Origin of the sequence: Mesorhizobium sp. BR1-1-16 (assembly GCF_020165495.1) — a bacterium.
GTDB lineage: Bacteria > Pseudomonadota > Alphaproteobacteria > Rhizobiales > Kaistiaceae > Kaistia.
Genome location: NZ_JAIUIE010000001.1, coordinates 220,365 through 241,246, shown reverse-complemented (window position 1 = coordinate 241,246; position 20,882 = coordinate 220,365). Strand labels below are relative to the sequence as shown.

Sequence of the window (20,882 nt, the reverse complement as noted above, 5' to 3'; positions counted from 1 at the left end):
CCGGCCGCGGCGTAATCCTCGCAATTTGACTACAAGGCGAGGTCTACACGGCTGTCGTCTGGCCTCAGATGAACAGATCCCGTTGGCCCTCATTCTGCGCTCGCAGCTCCAGCCGGACGTCGAGCGTCGCTGCCGCCATAGACATATCCCGCGCGCGGCACCTCTCCCCGTACGGAATCATCGCCAAACGACGGCAGTTCCCCCTTCTGGGCCGCGCCGTCGCCAAGCAGGATGGCCTCGACCGCGCCCCAGGGCTTTTGCACGCGAACCGTATGGCCTCGTTCCGCAAGCGCACGGCTGGTGTCTGGCGACAGGGCATAGGGCTCCGCAAAGAGAATATCCGGCAGCCATTGCGCATGCACCCTCGGCGCATTGACCGCCTCCTGGATGGTCATGCCGAAATCGACGACATTGAGGATCGTCTCGACCACGGCCGTGATGATGCGTGATCCGCCGGGACTTCCGAGCACCATGAACGGCTTGCCGTCCTTGAGCACGATGGTCGGCGCCATCGAGCTCACCGGCCTCTTGCCGGGCGCGATGGCATTGGCCGCGCCCTGCACCAGGCCAAACATATTGGCGGCACCGACCTTGATGGTGAAGTCGTCCATCGTATCGTTCAGGAAAAAGCCTGTCCCCGGCGCCATGACGCGGGCGCCGAAATACGCGTTGAGCGAATAGGTGACGGCAACCGCATTGCCCGCTCTGTCGACGACGGAAAAATGCGTCGTCTCCGTGCCCTCATGAGGCGGCGTCGTGCCCGACAACGCCTCGGAAGGCGTCGCCCTATGCGGATCGATGGTCAGGCGGAGTGCCGCCGCATAGTCCTTGGAGACCAGCTTCTCGACGGGATTTGCGACGAATGCCGGATCGCCGATCGCTGAGTTGCGGTCGACGAAAGCATGCCGCATGGCTTCCGTCATCAGATGGACCGTATCGGCCGAACCAAAGCCGAGATAGCCGATGGGATAGAATTCGAGAATGTTGAGGATCTCGCAAACGGCGAGCCCGCCAGCGCTTGGCGGCGCTGCCGTCAGGATGTCATATCCCCGATAGGAGCATTCGACCGGCCTGCCTGTCCGTGCCTTGTAGTCGGCGAAGTCCTCAAGGCTGAACAGTCCCCCGTTTTTCTCGCTGGCTGCCACGATCGCCGCCGCTATCGGTCCCTTGTAAAAGTAGTCCGGACCCAGATCGGCGATCCCCTGCAGCGTCGTCGCCAGCTGCGGCTGAACGAGCCGATCGCCGGCCTTCAGCGCTTCGCCATTGTGCAACCAGTCCTGCGCAAGCGTCGGATCCGCTTTGAAGGCCGCCAATCCTGCCGCGATGATGTCTGCATCGGGACGCGTGAGCACGAATCCGTCGCGCGCAAATCGGATGGCCGGAGCCATGACGTCGGCGCGCTTCATCGTGCCGAACTGCGCGAGTGCGCTGTCGAGCCCGGCAACCGAGCCCGGCACGCCAGCGGCCCGCCAGCCGTCGAGGCTGGCGCGCGGGATGATCTTGCCCTCCCCGTCCAGGAAGACATTCGGGCCTGCGGCCTTCGGGGCAGCCTCCCGAAAATCGATGAAAGCGGCGCGTCCATCCGCAAGGTGAAGCGTCATGAAGCCGCCGCCGCCAAGATTGCCGCAGCATGGATTGACGACGGCCTGCGCATATCCGACCGCAACCGCAGCATCGACCGCGTTGCCTCCGGCGCGCAGGATTTCCGCGCCGACCTCTGCCGCCAGCGCCTGGTCACTGACCACCATGCCGCGCTGCCCCTCGACAGGCCCTGGCGAAGCCGCCGGCGCCGGGCTGGCCAGAAAGCCCATGCCGATCAGAACGATCAAAAGCCGCAGCATCGCGATTACCCTCACCGCAACAACAGATCCGGCAATGCTACATGGAATTGGCTGAGAGCGAACAACAATGCCCGGTCTTCATGGAAGCCAAGTTGCCGGCATCCTATGAGCCCGCGGCGCTGCCGACATGAAGGACGGCTTTGTCTGACGCCGGCCATTGTCTTCGACGTCAATCCGATGATCACGGACGGGGCCTCCGAGAAGAACAAGCACTCCCTCGACGATGCGTTTCCGTCGCTTCCCTCTCATTGACGATCAGGCTGCGCCGGCGCTATTAATACGACTATTGAAATCGGATCGGGAAGGAGGAGCCTGATCCGGCGCGCTCCACGGGGCGCCGGGAGAGACCGGCCGGCGACACGCTGCCGGGAAAATTCCAAGGGCGTCCTGCGCCCGTGGAAAAGTCCGACGAATGCCAAAAGCTCCGTCGTATTCAAAAGCTACATCTTTGGGAGGAGATGCTCATGAAGCGTATTACATCACTTGCGATGAGTGCTGTCCTGCTCGCCGGTTTCGCCACCGGCGCGCATGCGGAAGACAAGAAGCAACTGGCGTTCGTCGTCAATATCGCTGCCGACTTCTGGAAGGCCGCCGAGGCCGGCATGAAGAAGGCCCAGGGCGAGTTGCCCGACTATGATCTCGTCTTCAAGTATCCGGACCAGTCGACCGTTGCCATCCAGAACCAGATCATGGATGACCTCGTCACGGCCGGCGTGAGTGCGATCATGGTCTCGGCCATCGATCCGAATGCGACCGACAATCTGAACAAGATTGCCGGCCAGACCGCGCTGTTCACCACGGATTCCGACGCGCCGCAGAGCAAGCGCATCGCCTATATCGGCTCGTCCAACGTCTCGCTCGGCCAGCAGGCCGGTGAGATCGCCAAGGCGGCGATGCCCGATGGCGGCAAGTGCATGGGCTTCGTCGGCCATCTCGACGCGGCGAACTACAAGGAGCGCGCGCAGGGCTTCAACGAGGGCGTGAAGGGCACGAAGATCACCCTCGTCGACACCCGCTCGGACGGCGGTGACCAGACGGTCGCCAAGAAGAACGTCGAGGACGTCCTCGTCGCCAATCCCGACATCACCTGCATGGTCGGCTTCTACTCCTACAGCACGCCCGCGATCTACCAGGCGCTCACCAATGCCGACAAGCTCGGCAAGATCACCGTCATCGCGTTCGACGACGATCCGATCACGCTCGGTGGCGTCAAGGAAGGCTCAGTCGCCGGCACCGTGGTGCAGCAGCCGTTCCAGTGGGCCTATCAGGGCTTCAAGCTGATGGCTGCCTACCTCAAGGGCGACAAGTCGGGCATCCCGGCCGACGGCGTGATCATCGTTCCCGGACAGATCCTGCACGCTGCCGATATCGACGCCTATGTGGCCAATCTGAAGGCCATGCAGGGCAACTAGACGCCCCAGACACCGGTCGCGGACTAGACCGCGGCCGGATCATGTGACGTTGAGCCTGGCGTCCGGCTGCGATCGCTCGCGGCCGGCGCCATTTGCCCCCGGGTTCGAGCCGCCATGACCAGTGTCGCCGCTACCGCCGCGCATGATTTGCGCCAGCCCTTCCTGTCGCTCGCCGGAATCCGCAAGGCCTATCCGGGCGTCGTCGCGCTGTCCGACTTCTCGATGACGGTCAGCCCGGGTGAGGTGATCGGCCTCGTGGGGGAAAACGGCGCCGGCAAGTCGACATTGATGAAGATACTCGGTGGCGTGGCGGCGCCCGACGCCGGCATGATCACAATCGACGGTGTCGAGCGGAGTTCGCTCAACGTCGCCGATAGCATGAAGGCGGGCATCGCCTTCGTGCATCAGGAACTCAACCTGTTCGACAATCTCGACGTTGCCGCCAATATCTTCATCGGCCGCGAACCGCGGCGGGGCGGCTTCCTCGCCCTCGTCGACAACGACCGCATGCATGCGATGGCGGCGCCGCTGCTGCGGCGTCTCGGTGCAGGCTTCGGACCGTCGACCCCCCTTGCCGACCTGTCGCTGGCGCAGCGCCAGATGGTTGAAATAGCCAAGGCGCTGTCGATGGATGCGCGACTGGTCATCCTCGACGAACCGACGTCGAGCCTGCCGATCTCCGAGACCGAGCGGTTGCTCGAGACCATCGAGGCGCTCCGCGGCGAGGGCATCGCCGTCATCTTCATCTCCCACCGGCTGCACGAGATCGAGCGCGCCGTGGAACGGGTCGTCGTCCTGCGCGATGGGGTGCTCGCGGGAAACCTCGATCGCGGCGAGATCACGCATGACCGGATGGTGAAGCTGATGATCGGGCGCGATCTCAAGGCGCAGGTCGGGACGCATGAGGCGAAGGTGGGGCCGGTGGTCCTGGCGGCCAAGGGCATCCGGACGGAGGCCTATCCGCATCACGAGCTCGATATCTCGCTGAGGAGCGGCGAGATCCTTGGCCTTGCCGGCCTCGTAGGCGCTGGTCGAACGGAGCTGGCGCGGGTGCTGTTCGGCATCGATGCGCCGCTTGGCGGCTCGATCGCTCTGGAGGGCGCGGACGTGCGGATCCCTTCGGCAACCGAAGCCATCAAGCGGGGCGTATTCCTGGTTCCCGAGGACCGCAAGGCCGCCGGCGTGCTGCTCGATCTGCCGATCGCCGAGAACATAACGCTGCCCGATCTCGGGACGCATGCAACCGGCCTGCTGGTCTCCCGCCGCAAGGAGGTCGCCACGGCCGAGCGCGAGCGCCAGCGACTGGGAATCCGCGCCCCGTCCGTGATGACGCGGACCGGCTCGCTGTCGGGCGGCAACCAGCAGAAGGTCGTGCTCGCCAAATGGCTGGCGATGAGCCCGAAAGTCATGATTTTTGACGAGCCGACCCGGGGCATCGACATCGGCGCCAAATCCGAGATCTACCGGCTGATGCGGGGCCTCGCTGACAACGGCGTGGCCGTCCTGATGATCTCCAGCGACATGGAGGAAGTCATCGGCGTGTCCGATCGCATCGCCGTCATGCATGAAGGCCTGATTTCCGGCACGCTCGACAAGAAAGACTTCAGCCAGGAGAACATCCTGTTGCTGGCAGTGGGACGATCCATCGGCTAGGGCCGGTAGCGATACAGGGACGAACGCAACAATGACAAAGAAAGATCTGGGGCTTCTCATCCTGATCTTGGTGGTCGGCGCCGTCGTCGCCGCGATTAATCCGCGCTTCCTGCTGCCGATCAATCTCGCCAATACCGCCAACCTTGTCGGCATGTTCGGCATATCGGCGCTCGGCCAGGCCTTCGTCATCATGACCGGCGGCATCGAGCTCTCGGTCGGCTCGGTCATCGCCCTGACCGGCGTCCTGTTCGTCGATCTCGTCGCCAACCAGAACGTGCCCTGGCCGCTGGCCCTCGCCATCGTCCTCGTCATGGGCGTCGTGATCGGCCTCGTGCACGGGCTGCTGATCACCAAGCTCCGCTTGCAGCCCTTCGTCGTGACACTATGCGGCCTTCTGATCTATCGCGGCCTCGCGCGCTTCTACACCAAGGATTCGACCGCCGGCTTCGGCTTCGGCCAGAAATTCCCGGAGCTCGAATTCATCACGGCCGGCCGCAGCTTCGGCGTGCCCAACTCCTTCATTGCCTTGCTCATCATCGCGGTGATCATGTGGGTGGTGCTGCACCGGTCGATCTTCGGCCGGCATCTCTACGCGGTCGGCAAGAACGAGGAGGCGGCGCGTTATTCCGGTATCCGGACCAGCGTCGTCATCATCGCCGCCTATGTCATCTGCCAGGTGCTGACAGTGGTGTCGGCGGTCTATTTCGCGATGTACACAAGGTCCATCGCCCCGTCCGCCCACGGCAATTTCTATGAGCTCTACGCCATCGCCGCGGCGGTGCTCGGCGGCTTTTCACTCCGCGGCGGCGAAGGCTCGATCATCGGCGCGCTGCTCGGCGTCGTGCTGCTGCAGGAACTGCAGAACCTCGTCAATCTGCTCGGCATTCCAAGTTCGCTCAACTTCGCCGTGATGGGCACGGTCATTCTGATCGGCGTGATTGCCGACCAGCAGCTGGTGCGCTTCCGGGCGAGGCGGACGAACGACCGCAAGCAGGTGGCGGCGCTGCCTACGGCCGCCGGGGAATAGGCGGCGAATCCCCGGCGATCGACGTTTCACGTTGTCGCGTCGAGCGCATCGATCTCCTTGAGCAACCGCTCTGCTTCCGGCGAGCCGAGGGCGGCGTAGTTGAAGTTCTTGAACAGCCCCGTCAGCTTGGTGAAATGCTGTCGCGCCGCGTCCTTGTCAGCGAAGGATCGGTCGCGGGCGCAGATCCGGTGCACGCGACCGAACAGCTCGCGCTGGCGTTCGATCGACGAGGAGGAATCGATCGCGTCATAGGCGTCCTGCTGCAGGAACACCATGTCGAGGAAACGCGCCGCCTCGGAGGCGACGAAATCCTCGAGGCTGATCCCCTCCTCGCCGGTCACCTGCTCCATGCGCGCTACCTCGTCGCCGCGGACGAGCAGCGCCATCATGGCCTCGACCTTGCCCGCCCAATCATCGCCGAGCGTTTTCGCCGACCAGGCGGCAAGCTGCTGGCGATAGCGCGACCAGGAGATCAGCGGATCGATGGCCGGATAGAACCGCTTGTATGCACGGTCGTAGGAGAGCCCCAGGAAGCACTTGACGGCTGCGAGTGTCGATTGCGTCACCGGTTCCTCGAAATTACCGCCGGCGGGCGACACCGAACCGATGATCGTCAACGCGCCGACCGAGCCATCGGCGGTACGCATCACGCCGGCGCGCTCGTAGACACCCTTGATGGCGCTGTCGAGATAGGCGGGAAAGGCCTCCTCGCCCGGAATTTCCTCGAGACGGCCGGAGGTCTCGCGCATCGCCTGCGCCCAGCGCGAGGTGGAATCCGCGATGACCAGCGCCCTGAGGCCCATCTGGCGGTAATATTCACCGATGGTGATCCCGGTATAGATCGAGGCCTCGCGCGAGGCGACCGGCATCGAGGAGGTATTACAGATGATGACCGTGCGGTCCATCAGCGAACCACCCGTGCGCGGGTCCTTCAATTGGGGAAACTCGGTGATCGTCTCGACCACTTCGCCGGCGCGCTCGCCGCAGGCGACGAGGATGACGACGTCGACGTCGCTGTGACGCGCGATGAGGTTCAGCAGCACGGTCTTGCCGGCTCCGAACGGGCCGGGAATGCAGGCGGCGCCGCCCTGAACGATCGGGAAGAACACATCGACGATGCGCTGCGTGGTGATCATCGGCGCGTCGGGATAAAGCCGCGCTGCCACGCCGCTGGCGATCAGCCGACGCGGCAGCGGCTCGCGCACCGGCCAGTCCTGCGCCAGCGTGATCTCGCGCTCGATGCCGGAAGGACCTTTGAGGCGTGCGACCGGCTCCTCGATCGTCACCGAGCCATCGCGGATCCAGCTAATCTCATGCGGCTCGCTGAGATCGAAGGGCGCCATGATCTTATGTTGGATCGGCCCTTCCGGAACCATGCCGATCACCTCGCCGCCCCTGACGCTGTCGCCGCTCCGGCGCACGGCGGAGAACGACCATTTCACAGCCTGGTCTAGCGCTGGCGCCGCGACGCCGCGCGGCAGGAACTGTCCGTGGCCGGCCGCGAGTGCCTCAAGTGGATTCTGCAACCCGTCATAGACCTTGCCGAGCAGACCAGGGCCGAGCTTCACCGAGAGAAGCCGCCCCTCCTGCTCGACCATGTCGCCGAGCCCGACGCCGCCGGTGCTCTCAAAAACCTGCGCATCGGCGCTGTCGCCATCGACGCGCAGCACCTCGGCCTTCAGCCGCTCATCGGGCGCGCGTGCCGGGCGGATATAGACCACCTCGTTCTTGACAAGCCGGCCCGTCGAGGCGTTGTCCAGCCGCAGGCGGACAATGTCTTCCTGCACTGCGGTGATGCGCGCGGTTGCGATCTCGGTCATGCATTCACCTCGTGCCGGTCTGACAGGGCTGCATCGAGCAACGCCTTGAAGCGCAGCGCCGCGGCGTCGGCGTCGTAACGGGCCCATCGGTCCGCGAGCTGCCAGCGCATCAGGTAGAAGGCCACGGCCTCGAGATCGAATTCGTGGCCGAATTCTCGACGGGCGGCGGCATTCCAGGTGACGTCGAGGATCAGCCGCTCCAACCCGGAAGCATCGCCCTGGTCGAGCTTCTCCTTCGCGGCGGCCAGCCATGGATAGAAGCGGGCGAGGCCGAAATCCGGCAGCGCCCAGTTTCGGCGGATCGTCTCGACATGCCGGCCGAGGCCGAAGGCGGAATTCGACGCCGGAACATCTTCCCCCGCGGCACGGCGCCGGAGCGCGGCGATGACCGTGCGGATCTCGAGACGCTCCTGCACGCCGTCGCGCAGCGCCGCGCTGCGGATGCCGGCGATGATGCGCTCGGCACGGACGAGATAGGCCGCGTCATCATCGCCGACATCGATCCGGTTCCACGAAATGATCGAGGCGATGCCGAGCAGTTCGTCGCGATCCTCGGGCTCGAGCAGCTTCAGCCGCTCACCGAGGCGCGCCTGGTTTATCGGCAGCGCCTTGTCGGCGAGGAAGCGGATGGCCGGGAGGCTCGCCATCAGCATCACATAGCGTTCCGGCCCACTCATGAGACGACGCCCTCGAGCAGCGCGCGGAAGCGCGGCTGGAGATGAACGAGAAGCGCACCGGCCACGGCACGATCGGTCAGGTCGACCGAGATTCCGCTGTCATGCATCACGATGCGGATGCCGCCTTCCGTGTCGTCGGCGCGGCTGAAGCGGATGCCTTCGCGCAGCATGTCGCCGGTTCGCGCGGCCACGAAGGCGGTTAGCGGATCCTTGTCGACGGATTCGGGGCGGCGGCGCAGCGAATCGATCGCGATCGCCTCGCGCGGCAGCACGATCTCTACGTCCCCGGATCGATCGATCTGCGCATCGTCGCGCGCCCGGCCGACCAGCGCGACGATCAACTTTTGCAGCAGCGTTTCGTCGACCATGGCCTTGGAGACCGCTCCCGCGATCTCATCGGCAAAGCGGCGCACGAGCCGCTCCTTGAGCTGCAGCACCGCGTCGCGGGCAGCCGACTTCAGCGCGTCTTCGGCGGCGCGGCGATAGCTCTCGGCTTCGCTTCGCGCCTGCTTCGTCAATGCCTCGGCCTCCGCTTCGGCCTTCGCCACAATCGCGCGCGCCTTGTCCTTCGCGGCATCGATGATCCTGTCAGCCTCGCTCCGTCCGGCGGCGACGCCCTCGTCGCGAAGTCGCGCGATCAGGGCTTCGACGCCGGCCGAGGCGGGCATGCTGCTGGGCTGCGTTGCCATGCCGGCCTCCTATCCCTTGATGTTGCCGGCGAGGACGAGGGCGAAGACGAAGGTGAACACCGCGAAGCCCTCGACGATGGCGGCCGGCGCAAGCGCCAGGCCGAAGATCTCCGGCTTGGACTTCGACGCCGAAATGGCGCTGGCGCAGGCCTTGCCCTGCCAGACGGCGACATAGGCCAGCGCGAGGCCGGTCAGGATGCCGATCGCGAAAAGGCCAGCGCCGTTCTCCGGCGTGATCGTCCGCTGCAGCGCGAACATCACCACGATGCCGTAGATGACGGTCGATGACGGGATGGCGGCGACACCGACGAACCGGCCATAGCCGCTGTCGGTCTCCAGCATCGCACCGATCGCCGCCTGACCCGCGACAGCAACGCCGATGGCGCTGCCAATCGCCCCGAGACCGACGGGCGAAAACACGCCGAGCCATCCGAGAATGACCATGAGCTCGTTCATTCGCGGATCTCCTTCTTGGCGAATGCGCTGAACGGGTAGCCTTCGTCAGGAAGGCCCCATCCGAAGAATTCGATGTAGTTGAGCCGCAGGCCGTGCACGACGCCGCCCATGATGCCGATGACGAAGTTGATGGCGTGGCCGAAGGCGAGGATCAGGATCGACAGCAGCAGTCCAAGGCCGGGTCGCGCGAGATCGACCCCTGTCGCCATCGTGTTGAAGGTCGTGGCGAGCGAGGCGCTGGCAAGGCCGAGCGCGAACAGCCGCAGATAGGAGAGAATGTCGCCGAAGAGCTTGGTGACTGACGTAAGCCCCATCAGCCCATCGACCGCCTTGAGCAGCCAGTCCTTCGGCCCGGTCACCTTGCGACCGGCGGCACCGCCGACGAAGACCGCGCCAAACCCCGCGACGAGGAGAAGAGGCCCCGCGCCCTTGAGAGCCCCTTCGCCGAGCCACATCGCAAGGCCGCCGGCGATCACGACGATCCAGCCGCCGGAACTGAGCGCGGCGAGCGAGGACCGCTTCCGCCATGTGGCCATGGCGAGCGCGATGCCGACATGAACAGCGCCGATGAGCACCGACAGCTTCATCATCGCGTCGAACGACGTGATGTCGATCGGCGCCATGGCGGCAAGGAAGCTGCCCTTGCGTGGCGCGACGCCGAAATAGGACCCTGCCATCACGCCATAGACGAGGCATGCGACCGTGATCATCGCCAGCATGATGCGGAACCTGCGCCCGCTCGCGGTCGCGCCCATACGCTTCCAGTAGAACGCGGTGATGAGGCCTATGACGAGCGCATAGCCGGCATCGGCCATGATCATCGCGAAGAAGATCGCGAAGGAGACGAGAACGATGAAACTCGGGTCCCAGCTGCGATAGGAAGGCGTCGTGTAGAAATTGGTCAAGTCGCTGCCGGCGCCGAAGCGCGGATCTGCGGTTTGCAGCAGGGTCGGCGGCCGGTCATCCTCGCCGGGCGCGTCGAAGACGACCGCGGCGCGGCTCCCACCGGCGAAGCGCTCGATCTGGGGACGGCTCGCCTCCGGTGCCCAACCGGCGATGGCGAACAGCGCCTCGCGGTCGAGCGTCTCGGCGGCGAGCGCGTTGCGGGCGTCCCTGTCCTCGGCAGCGGCGAGGTCCTGCGCCAGGAGCAGCCGCCAGCGTGTCAGTTCGCCCCGCTCGGCGCCCGACCGCTCGATCTCGATCTCCACCGCGTCGAGTTCATCCCGAAGCTCGGTCAGCGGCTTCGCGCCCATATGGACGCGGTGCACCGGCAGCAAGTCGACAGGCGGTTCGTCGGGCGCGATCACGACGACGAACAGCCGGTCTGGCGCGCGGCCGACGATCGCCCAGGGAAGCACCAGGGCAGCCAGCGTCGTTCTCTGCCTGACAGGCACGCAATAGAACCAGAACCGCTGACCGCCAAGCGCCGCCGGTTCGGGGAAGCGGAACTCGCCCCAATCCGAAACATCCTCAATGCGCGCCACGAGTGCGTCCCGGCGATCGGAGAGCTGCTTCAGTCTGAGCCGGTTGGCCGTGATTGCGGCGATCACTGCGTCGACGTCGAAGGCGGTTCCCTTGCGATAGATCCGCAGCTGCTCCGGCGCCTCGCTGATATGGCGGAAGGCCATCTCGGCGCGGCGTCGCCCGGCCGCATCGATCGGCGCCAGCGGATCGGGCGCCTTCAGCGGCACCGCGTGCAGGACGCCAAGCCCCTGCAAGGCGTCGAGGATCGGCTCCTTCTCGGCGAGTGGTCCACAGATCGTAACGCGGCACATCGGTGCGATGCTCATGGCTGCGCCTCCGACGCCGAGCGTGCCTGGCGGGCGCGCTTGGCGATCTTGGCGCCGACGACGGCTGCGCGCTCGGCATCGCCGAGATAGACGAGGATGTGGCGGATGTTTCGTTCGGTCTCGGGGATGAGCACCTTGTCGAAGAGGTTGACGCGCTGCGTCACTGTCGCGACCGCCTTGCGCAGCGCGTCGACACGCTGGCGCGCCACCTCGACCTCAACCGACAAACGGATGGCCGCTTCGAGATGCTGCACCAGGGCATCGACCCAATGCGGCCGCACCATGCGGCCGTAGGGCGCCCGCTCGACTTCGATGGCCTCGACCACGGGCAGCTTGACGCCGGCGACATTCTGCGTGCCAAGCCGAACCTGCCTGATCGTGACCAGTCCGGCCACGTCGATGCGCTCGTCGGCCAGCATCGGCAATGCCGCGCCGGCTTCGCTCGCGGCCGCCGCGGCCTTGCGCTCGGCTTCGCCGATGCCACGTTCGGCACGCACCCGCTCGCCCATCAATTGCTGGCGCTTCAAGTCCAACGCCGGCAGATAACGGCGGAAGGAGACGAGATTTTCCTTCTCCTTGCGCAACTGCGATTTGCTGAGCGGGATGCGGGCCATGATCAGGCCGCCTTCCGGGCGGGATAGTATTTGTCGAGCAGGTTCTGGCGAACCAGCAGTTCCTCGGGCGAAAAACATTCCGCCATGGTCGCCCAGCCAAGATCGAGCGCCGCGTCGAGCGGTATCGACACCGCCAGATCCATGAAGCGCGCCTCGAACAGGGCGCCGAATTTCAGCAGCCTGTTATCAAGATCGGACATCGCGAACGCCATCGCCTGCTTGCGCTGGGCATCCCGCGCGCCCGAATAGAGCCGGATCATCGTGTTCATGACCGCGCTATGGTCCTCGCGCGTCTCTTTGCCGATGACGTGTTGCTTAAGCCGCGACAGCGAGCCGAACGGATCGATCCGGCCGCCACGCAGATAGAACTGCCCTTCTGTGATGTAGCCGGTGTTATCGGGCACAGGATGCGTGACGTCGCCGCCCGGCATGCTGGTGACGGAGAGGATCGTGACCGACCCGCCGCCGGGGAACACGGCCGCCTTTTCGTAGCGGCGGGCCAGTTGTGAGTAGAGGTCGCCGAGATAGCCGCGGTTCGAGGGAACCCGGTCGAGTGCGATACCGACTTCCTTCAGCGCGTCGGCGAAGGCAGTCATGTCGGTCAAAAGTACCAGCACGCGCTTCTTCTGCTCGCTGGCGAACTTCTCGGCCACGGCGAGCGCCATGTCCGGGACCAGCAATCGTTCCAGCACCGGATCGGAAGCCTGGTTGACGAACATCACCGTGCGGCCGAACACGCCAGCATCCTCGAAGGCCGTGCGAAAACGCCAGAACTCGTCGAATCCGAGGCCCAGGCCGCCGAAGACGACGACATCGGCATCGGCCTGGATGCCGATGCGGGCGAGCAGCGTGTCATGCGGCTCCCCGGATGTGGAGAAGATCGGGATCTTCTGGCTTTCGACGAGGCAGTTGAACACGTCGATCATCGGAACGTCGGTGCGGATCATGCGTGAGGCGAGCGCCCGGCGCGCCGGATTGGCGGAGGGGCCGGCGATTTCGACCACCGGCTCGTCGTCGAGCGCCGGCCCGCCATCGGACACGCGGCCGGCACCATCGAAGACGCGGCCGAAGATGTTCGGCGAGAAGGCAACCTCGGGCGGATGGCCGAGGAAGCGGGTCCGGCTGCGGGTCGAGAGCCCGCGTGAGCCAGGGAAGATCTGCAGCGAGGCCTCGCCTTCGGCAAGCTTCACAACCTGAGCAAGGCGCGGCAGCTCGCCGGCGTCGCCGACAAGCGCGAGATCTCCGAAGCGGGGGCCGTTCGGATCCTCGGCCGTACCTGGCGGCAGGGCGATCCTGAGGACATCGCCGATGATGGACAGAACCCGGTCATAGGTGATCGGCACCAAAGACATCGCCGAACCGTCCTCCCGCAACGCACTTGCTGCAGCGCATTAATACTTCATGCCGCCAACAAGACATTGACGTGGATCAAATCGAATTATCCTCTAGTGTCATATTTGACTGTAATGTGCTTGAACTTCCATCAAGTTGGCGCGCGCTTTCTGCATGGATTGGAAGAATGTACACGCCATCTGCAATCGATGCATGCATGTACGGCCATACTATTATTGATATGGCGCGCATATCAATTTTGACGGGTACATCTCCTTGTGCACGCGAGAACAATCGCTCGGGTGGTCGCGATGAGGCGCAAACATGAAGACGATCATTCTCGCGCTGCCGCTGCTCGTGCTGCTCGCGGCATGTTCGGACAAGGAAGAGGCGAAGATCGCTCCGCCGCGTCCTGTTTCCGCGATCCAGGTCGGCGCCGCGACCGAGCTCGGCCAACGGCAATTCCCTGGCCTCGCCAAGGCGGCGCAGGAGGCGATGCTCTCGTTTCGCGTCTCCGGGCAGATCTTCTCGCTGCCGGTGAAAGTCGGCCAGAAGGTCGAGCAGAGCGCGACGGTGGCAACCCTCGACGACAGCTCGTATCGCGCGGAGATGGAACGACTTCGGTCTGATCTCGACCAGGCCAATGCCGATCTGCAGCTGAAGAGCGACCAGTATGACCGTATCCTGCCGCTGGTGGAGAGCGGAACCTATCCGAAGGCGCGGGGCGATGATGCGCTCAGCGCCCGGCAAGGCGCCGCGGCGCGGGTCGAGTCCGTGCGCTCGGCATTGCAGCGCGCCCAGATCGATCTCGACCGGACCGTGCTGACGGCGCCGTTCGCCGGGCGGGTCGTCGCCATCTATCCCGAGGTGTTCGAGGAGGTGCGGGCGCAGCAGCAGATCGTGCGCCTTCTGAATCTGCGCGAGATCGAGGCCGTCATCGACGTTCCCGAAACGCTGATCTCGCTGGTGCCGCTCGTTGGCGACATGGAAGCTCGCTTCGACGCCTTTCCGGATGTGGTTCTGAAGGGAAAGGTGGTCGAGATCGGCACCGAGGCGTCGCAGCTGACGCGGACCTACCCCGTCACCATCGCAATCGACCAATCCCCCGACGCCAATGTCGTGATCCTGCCTGGCATGGCCGGCAATTTCCGCGTCGCGAGCGTCGATGAAGGCGAGGCCGCGAAGCAGCTCGTCGTGCCGCCGGCGGCGCTCCGCCCCCTCGATCCGGGCAAGGCGCCGCTCGCCGTCTGGATCGTCGACAAGGCGACGGGCAAGGTTTCGCTCCGCCCTGTCACCGTGGGTCGCGTCGTACAGGGCGGTCTCCAGGTCACCGATGGGCTCAAGGCCGGCGAATGGGTCGTGACCGCCGGAGCCAACAGCCTCACCGAAGGCGAGTTCGTCCGCCTTCCCGACACGGCGATCGCGCCCTCGCAGCCTGCGGCGGGGACGAAATCATGAAGATCGTCGAATTCGCCGTCGATCGCCCGACCGTCACTTGGTTTGCGGCCACGCTGATCCTGATGGGCGGGCTCGCCGCCTTCTTCACGCTCGGCCAGCTCGAAGACCCCGAATTCACCATCAAGACCGCCGTCGTCACGACCAGTTATCCGGGCGCGAGCCCCGAGGAAGTCGAGCTGGAGGTGACTGACAAGATCGAGCTCGCTCTGCAGAGGCTGAAGGAGCTCGATTCGCTGGAGAGCTTTTCCCGCGCCGGTCATTCGCGCATCAAGGTGAACATCAAGGCCTCCTACAGCTCCGAGGAACTGCCCGGCATCTGGGACAAGGTGCGCGCCCGCGTGGACGAGGCCGCGCGCGAGCTTCCGCCCGGCGCCGGCAAGCCGCGAGTGATCGACGATTTCGGAGATGTGTTCGGACTGCTGCTCGCCGTCACCAGCGACGGCTATTCGCCGAGCGAGCTCAAGACCTATGCCGACGAACTCAAACGCGAGCTGAGCCTCGTGCCCGGCGTCGCCCGCGTTGATCTCTGGGGCGTGCAGGATCGCCAGATCTATGTCGATGTCCGCCAGAGCCAGCTCGCCCAGCTCGGGATCTCCGAGGCGACCATCGCCACTGCCCTCGCGACGCAGAATGCCGTGGTCGATGGCGGCCAGATGTATGTGAACGACAGCAAGCTGCGCATCGTCCCGACGGGAACGTTCAACCTCGCCGAGGAAATCAGCGACCTCGCCTTGCAGCCGACGGCGCTCGATCTCCTCCAGAATGCCAACCGGCAATCGCAGGGCGGCAACAATGAGGTCATCCGCCTGCGCGATGTCGGCACCGTGCGAGAGGGTTATGTCGATCCGCCGAGCCAGATCATGCGCTTCAACGGCCGGCCGGCGATTGGCATCGCCATTACCAACCGGCCGGGCGAGAATGTCGTGACGGTCGGCAAGGCCGTCGACAATAGGCTCGCCGAACTGATGCTCGATCTGCCGATCGGGATCGGCGTCGAGAAGGTCAACTGGCAATCCGACACCATCGACCAGTCGGTGCGCGGCTTCTTCATCAGCCTGATCGAATCGATCCTGATCGTGCTCGTCGTGCTCACCGTGCCGTCCGGCTGGCGCATGGGCGTGGTGATCGGCACCGCGCTGATGCTGACGGTCATGGCGACATTCCTGCTGATGGCAATTTTCGGCATCGACCTGCAGCGGATGTCACTCGGTGCGCTGGTCATTGCGCTTGGCATGATGGTCGACAATGCCATCGTCATCGCCGACGGCTATGCCGTGCGCATCAATCAGGGCATGGACCGCCGCGCCGCCGCGATCGAGGCCGCCAGCCAGCCGGCCATGGCCCTCCTCGGCGCGACCGTCATCGCGGTCATGGCCTTCTATCCGATCTTCGCCTCGCAGGAGAGCGCCGGCGAATATTGCGCCAGCCTGTTCTCGGTCGTCGCGATCTCGCTGCTCGTCTCCTGGGTGCTATCCGTCACAGTCACGCCGCTGCAATGCATCGCCATGCTGAAGCCAGCCGGCAGTCCAAGCGCGGAGGCTTTTGGCGGGCCATTCTTCAATGGCTTTCGCAGGCTGCTGCACACGGCCATCCGTTTTCGCTTTGCCACCATCGCGATCGCCGTCGCGGTTCTCATTGCCGCGCTCGGCTCGTTCGGCGGCGTGACCAAGCTGTTCTTTCCGGACGCGGCGATGACGAAGTTCATGGTCGATTACTGGATGCCGGAAGGCACGCGCATCGAGCGGGTCTCGGCCGATCTCGCCGCGATCGACCAACATCTGCGCGCCGATCCGCGCGTCGCCGAAGTCGCCACCTTCGTTGGCGCCGGCCCGCCACGCTTCTATCTGCCGGTCGAGCCGGAGGCCCAGAACTCGGCCTATGGCCAGCTCGTGGTCAATGTCCGTGACCTCGCCGATATCGACGGCCTGATCGCCGAGTTGCAGCCCTGGCTGACCGAGAATTTTCCGACGGCCCTGACACCGCTGCGCAAATTCGGCGTCGGCCCCGGCGACACCTGGAAATTCGAACTCAGGATCAGTGGCCCCGGCACGGCTGATCCTTCGGTGCTACGCGGGCTCGGCGACGACGTGCTCGCCATTCTGCGTGCCAGTCCCGATGCAGGGCTGATGCAGACCGACTGGCGCCAAGCGGTGCTGGAGGTCAGGCCCGATTACAATCCCGTCCGTGCCGCCTGGGCCGGTGTCAGTCGCGAGGATCTCGCGCGGACGACCCGGCGCACCTATGACGGCCTGCCGATCGGAACCTTCCGCGACGGCGACGAGCTCATCCCGATCGTCATGCGGAATGTCGCAAGCGAACGCGACCGGCCGGGCGACATCGACGTGCTCGGCGTTCGCGGCATCGCCAACACGCGCAGCGTGCCGCTCGCCCAGATCGTCGATGGCGTCGGCATCGCGCCGCAGGAGGCGGTTATCGCCCGGTACGACCGCCGGCGCACGCTGACGGTCCAGGCCAATGCAGCGCCGGGCAAGACTTTCCCGACGCTTTACCAGGACGTAAGGGCGAAGATCGAGGCGCTGCCGCTGCCGCCCGGCTACAGCATGGAATGGGGCGGTGAGCAGGAGAACAGCGCGAAGAGCCAGGCCTCGCTGCTTCCAGGTGCGATTCCGGCGCTCGGCATCACCATCTTCATCATGGTGGCGCTGTTCAATGCGCTGCGCCCGCCGCTGGTGATCGCACTTACCATCCCGTTTGCGCTGGCCGGCGTCATCTTCGGGCTCCTCGTCACCGGCGTGCCCTTCGGCTTCGTAGCCCTGCTCGCGGCTATGAGCCTCGCCGGCATGATGATCAAGAACGGGCTCGTTCTGCTGGACGAGATCAATGCCGGCATCGACCGCGGCCTCGATCGCTATGACGCGACGGTGGAGGCTGCGGTTTCGCGGCTTCGCCCGGTGCTGCTGGCCGCCGGCACCACCGTCCTCGGAGTCATCCCACTGCTTTCGGACGTCTTCTGGATCGGCCTTGCCGTCGTGATCATGGCGGGCCTCACCTATGGCACGCTGCTGACCATGGTCCTGGTTCCGGTGCTCTACTCCACCTTCTATGGCCTGAAGCGGGACAAGAAGGCCGTCGAGGCACCCCCGCCGCCATCGGCCGCGCAAGCACGATCGGCCGGAGCGGCGGCATGAGCAGGACAGGAGGGAATGATGATTGATCCCCATGTCGAAGAACTGGCACTGGCGATCGACGCCATGGCCCGCCGCGCCGGTGACGCGCATGAGCTCGCGGCGGCGATCCGGCGGGCCTATCCCGACGAGCCGATCGCGATCCTCCGCCGCGCCATCTACTACGCCGTTACCGATCCCGACCGGATGGATGGCGATATCACGATGAAACTGTTCGACGCGGCCTACTCGATTATGGCCGACGACTGTCCGCAGGCTGCGTAGCGCAGCCGCTGAATCCATGGGAGACGCGCGATGGGCGAAAAGAACAAGGACGACAAGAGCAGGAGCGACCATGGCAAGAACGAGATGCGCGTCGACCTCAAGACGCTGACAGCGGGAACGCGCCTTGTTGGCGTCAAGGCCAAGCTTGGACGCAAGACCTACGAGGACGAACTTGAGAAGCTGCAGATCGAACTGGTGCGGCTGCAGCAATGGGTGAAGCAGTCCGGCGCCAAGATTTGCGTCCTCTTCGAAGGGCGCGACGCGGCCGGCAAGGGTGGCGTCATCAAAGCGATCATGGAGCGGGTCAATCCGCGCGTGTTCCGCGTCATCGCGCTGCCACCGCCGACGGAGCGCGAGAAGTCGCAGCTTTATGTGCAGCGCTACCTGCCGCATCTGCCGGCGGCCGGCGAGGTCGTCGTTTTCGACCGCAGTTGGTACAATCGCGCCGGCGTCGAGCGCGTGATGGGCTTCTGCACAGAGGAACAGGCGACGAAGTTCCTGGCCAGCGTCGGCGGAGTCGAGCGCGCCATGGTCGAATCCGGCATCATCCTGCTGAAATACTGGCTCGAGGTCAGCCCCGAGGAACAGACGCGCCGCATCGAAGCGCGCATCGACGATCCGAAGAAAGTCTGGAAGCTGTCGCCGATGGACGTGCTGTCCTACGAGCGCTGGTACGACTATTCGCGGGCCCGCGATGCGATGTTCGAGGCGAGCGACACCGGCTGGGCGCCTTGGTTCGTGGCGCAATCAGACGACAAGAAGCGCGCCCGCCTCAACATCATCAGCCACCTCTTGTCGAAGGTCCCCTATGAACGGATCAAGGTCGACAAGGTCAAGCTGCCGAAGCGCCAGAAGGCCGGCGACTATGTCGAGCCAGATCAGCCGCTGCACAGGATCCCGGAGTTGTTCTAGTCAAAGCTGACTGCGCCCTCTCCAATTGAACAACTTCGCATCTTGATCATTGACTCTCCGCTGGCCGCTGTGGCGACCGTCAGATTGGCACAATCAGGAGTTCATCATGCGCATGCTTGTTCTTTCACTTGCGCTCGCCACCGGGATGGCCGGGCTTGCGGCCTGCACGACGGCGAACCCGAATTCGCGCGTCTATCAGACGATGAACAACCAGCCGAATGCCTGCGGCCCCGGCTTCAAGCGCGATATCGACGCCTGCTGAGCCGCGTCTCGTCGTCCTATATTCCAGCTTGAGTGCTGCTGCGGTCGCGTCCCGGCGGCGCGACCGAATGCTAGCCTTATTCTCCGTCGTCGGTCTTCATGCCGCCTGCGATGGCGGCGGCGCGCAAGGCGGCGTTCATGCGGTCCTGCCAGCCGGGGCCGTCACTCTGGAAATGCTCGATCACGTCGCGATCGATCCTGAGCGACAAGGGTTCGCGGACATTCGGCAGCACAGTCGTCTTGATGTCCGGCTCCCGCTTCTTGGCGAACATCGCCTCGGCGGCCGCGAACGGATCCTTCGGGCGGCGGGGTCTATCAGACGGCATCGGGCACTTCCTCGAGCTCTTGCGGATCGCAGCTACCGATGGCGCGTCCAGCAGCATGGAGATGGCCCGGCCGATCGATCCGGCCGGGCCGCTTTCTGGTCAGCTGAATGACGGGATCAGCCCGTCCTTCTCCAGCGTCGTCCACAATTCCTCGGGGATCGATTGCTCGAACCAGTCGACATTGGTGTTGATCTGCTTCGCCGTCTTGGCCCCCACCGCTACGACGGTCGTCGCCTTGTGGCGGAACGGATACTGGATCGCGGCGGCGGGCAGCGGAACGTCGAAGCTCTGGCAGACGGCGGCGAGCTTTTCGGCCTTGGCGATCACTTCGGCCGGCGCGTCGGCATAGTTGAACTTCTTGCGGCCGGAAGTGGACGCGAGAATGCCGGAATTGAAGACGCCCGCGATGACGAGGTCAACGTCATGCTTCAGCGCAAGCGGCAGGAAGGTCTCTACCGCGCTGTCATCGAGCAGCGAGAAACGCCCGGCGAGCATCGAGACGTCGAGATCGGTCTCCTGCATGGCATCGCGCGTCACCTGCCACTCGTTGACGCCGAGGCCGAAGCCGGCGATCAGCCCGGCAGCCTTCAACTCCGTCAACGCACGGAAGCCGCCGCCCTTGGTCAGGGCATTCCAATGCTGCTCGTGCAGGTCGCCATGGGTGACGCGGCCGATATCATGAACGAACAGGATATCGAGTCGGCCGAGGCCGGTGCGCTGGCGGCTGTCGTCATAAGAGCGCAGGATCGCATCATAGCTGTAGTCAAACACTTCGCGGAACGGCAGGCCGTTGTTCCAGCCGGAATCGAACTCGTTCTTCGGCGGTTCCGGCGGCAGCGTGCGGCCGGGGCGGTCGAAGCTCATCAGGCGGCCGACCTTGGTGCTGATGCGGAAGGCTTCGGGGTCCTGCTCGCGCAAGAATTCGCCGGCGAGATGCTCGGAGCGGCCAAGCCCATACATGGGCGCGGTGTCGTAATAGCGGATGCCCCGCTCCCAAGCCGCCGCGAAGGTTTCGCGGGCGTCAGCGGTCGGCACGGGCGCGTAGAGCCCGCCGAGCGGTGCGGTGCCAAGGCCGAGCAGGGTCAGGTCGATACCCGCGCGCTTCAGGCGCTTCTTGTCGGACGCCTTCATGGCGTTTCCTCCCGTTGGATGATCGAATAGAGGGCTATGCCGCCTTCAATAGCATGGAGGCAGCCGGAACGAT

Annotated in this window: 18 protein-coding genes; 8 read left to right on the top strand and 10 right to left on the bottom strand. The window is 64.9% G+C overall.

Annotated elements, in window-relative coordinates; translation table 11 throughout:
• Positions 1-89 precede the first annotated feature (89 nt).
• Positions 90-1,841 carry a gamma-glutamyltransferase gene (ggt, locus tag LB518_RS01195; RefSeq protein WP_224572111.1) on the bottom strand — a complete coding sequence of 584 codons (1,752 nt, stop codon included), beginning with the start codon at positions 1,839-1,841 and terminating at the stop codon, positions 90-92.
• A gap of 488 nt (positions 1,842-2,329) precedes the next feature.
• Between ggt and LB518_RS01190 the strand changes: the two genes are divergently transcribed.
• The 3 genes from LB518_RS01190 to LB518_RS01180 all read left to right on the top strand — a co-directional run bounded on the left by LB518_RS01190 (position 2,330) and on the right by LB518_RS01180 (position 5,933).
• The gene (locus tag LB518_RS01190) at positions 2,330-3,253 is read left to right on the top strand and encodes a sugar-binding protein (protein WP_502845781.1); all 924 of its coding nucleotides are present in this window, start codon (positions 2,330-2,332) and stop codon (positions 3,251-3,253) included.
• Between the two features lie 114 nt (positions 3,254-3,367).
• Positions 3,368-4,906, top strand: coding sequence for a sugar ABC transporter ATP-binding protein (locus LB518_RS01185; protein ID WP_224572107.1), 1,539 nt, complete (start codon positions 3,368-3,370; stop codon positions 4,904-4,906).
• 31 nt (positions 4,907-4,937) lie between these two features.
• Entirely contained in the window at positions 4,938-5,933 is a 996-nt protein-coding gene (locus LB518_RS01180; protein ID WP_224572105.1) for an ABC transporter permease, read from the top strand.
• Between the two features lie 26 nt (positions 5,934-5,959).
• Here LB518_RS01180 and LB518_RS01175 read toward each other — a convergent pair whose 3' ends face one another.
• Genes LB518_RS01175 through LB518_RS01145 form a run of 7 tightly spaced genes read right to left on the bottom strand, consistent with a single transcriptional unit; the run spans position 5,960 to position 13,331 of the window.
• Entirely contained in the window at positions 5,960-7,753 is a 1,794-nt protein-coding gene (locus LB518_RS01175) for a V-type ATP synthase subunit A (protein ID WP_224572103.1), read from the bottom strand.
• Entirely contained in the window at positions 7,750-8,430 is a 681-nt protein-coding gene (locus LB518_RS01170) for a DUF2764 family protein (RefSeq protein WP_224572102.1), read from the bottom strand. The genes LB518_RS01175 and LB518_RS01170 overlap by 4 nt, the downstream gene beginning before the upstream one ends.
• Positions 8,427-9,119 (bottom strand): V-type ATP synthase subunit E family protein, encoded by a 693-nt coding sequence (locus LB518_RS01165; RefSeq protein ID WP_224572100.1) that lies wholly within the window; start codon positions 9,117-9,119, stop codon positions 8,427-8,429. The genes LB518_RS01170 and LB518_RS01165 overlap by 4 nt, the downstream gene beginning before the upstream one ends.
• A 9-nt stretch (positions 9,120-9,128) precedes the next feature.
• Positions 9,129-9,575, bottom strand: coding sequence for an ATP synthase subunit C (locus LB518_RS01160; RefSeq protein WP_224572098.1), 447 nt, complete (start codon positions 9,573-9,575; stop codon positions 9,129-9,131).
• Entirely contained in the window at positions 9,572-11,365 is a 1,794-nt protein-coding gene (locus tag LB518_RS01155) for a V-type ATP synthase subunit I (RefSeq protein WP_224572097.1), read from the bottom strand. The genes LB518_RS01160 and LB518_RS01155 overlap by 4 nt, the downstream gene beginning before the upstream one ends.
• Positions 11,362-11,979, bottom strand: coding sequence for a V-type ATP synthase subunit D (locus LB518_RS01150; RefSeq protein ID WP_224572095.1), 618 nt, complete (start codon positions 11,977-11,979; stop codon positions 11,362-11,364). Before LB518_RS01150 ends, LB518_RS01155 begins: the two co-directional genes overlap by 4 nt.
• 2 nt (positions 11,980-11,981) lie before the next feature.
• A complete protein-coding gene (locus tag LB518_RS01145) occupies positions 11,982-13,331 on the bottom strand; it encodes a V-type ATP synthase subunit B (protein WP_224572094.1) in 1,350 nt (449 codons plus the stop codon).
• Between the two features lie 304 nt (positions 13,332-13,635).
• Between LB518_RS01145 and LB518_RS01140 the strand changes: the two genes are divergently transcribed.
• From LB518_RS01140 to LB518_RS01120, 5 genes are all read left to right on the top strand, one after another.
• A complete protein-coding gene (locus LB518_RS01140; protein ID WP_224572092.1) occupies positions 13,636-14,769 on the top strand; it encodes an efflux RND transporter periplasmic adaptor subunit in 1,134 nt (377 codons plus the stop codon).
• Positions 14,766-17,918, top strand: a complete 3,153-nt coding sequence (locus LB518_RS01135; protein ID WP_224572091.1) for an efflux RND transporter permease subunit — start codon at positions 14,766-14,768, stop codon at positions 17,916-17,918. The genes LB518_RS01140 and LB518_RS01135 overlap by 4 nt, the downstream gene beginning before the upstream one ends.
• Positions 17,919-17,936: 18 nt before the next feature.
• Positions 17,937-18,179: a hypothetical protein gene (locus LB518_RS01130; RefSeq protein ID WP_224572089.1), complete on the top strand. Its 243-nt coding sequence runs from the start codon at positions 17,937-17,939 to the stop codon at positions 18,177-18,179.
• An 84-nt stretch (positions 18,180-18,263) separates the two neighbouring features.
• Positions 18,264-19,091, top strand: coding sequence for a polyphosphate kinase 2 (ppk2, locus tag LB518_RS01125; protein ID WP_224574243.1), 828 nt, complete (start codon positions 18,264-18,266; stop codon positions 19,089-19,091).
• A gap of 106 nt (positions 19,092-19,197) precedes the next feature.
• Positions 19,198-19,353 carry a hypothetical protein gene (locus LB518_RS01120; protein ID WP_224572087.1) on the top strand — a complete coding sequence of 52 codons (156 nt, stop codon included), beginning with the start codon at positions 19,198-19,200 and terminating at the stop codon, positions 19,351-19,353.
• 76 nt (positions 19,354-19,429) lie between these two features.
• Here LB518_RS01120 and LB518_RS01115 read toward each other — a convergent pair whose 3' ends face one another.
• Positions 19,430-19,678, bottom strand: a complete 249-nt coding sequence (locus LB518_RS01115) for a BrnA antitoxin family protein (RefSeq protein WP_224572085.1) — start codon at positions 19,676-19,678, stop codon at positions 19,430-19,432.
• Between the two features lie 99 nt (positions 19,679-19,777).
• Positions 19,778-20,809, bottom strand: a complete 1,032-nt coding sequence (locus tag LB518_RS01110; protein WP_224572076.1) for an aldo/keto reductase — start codon at positions 20,807-20,809, stop codon at positions 19,778-19,780.
• Positions 20,810-20,882 lie beyond the last annotated feature (73 nt).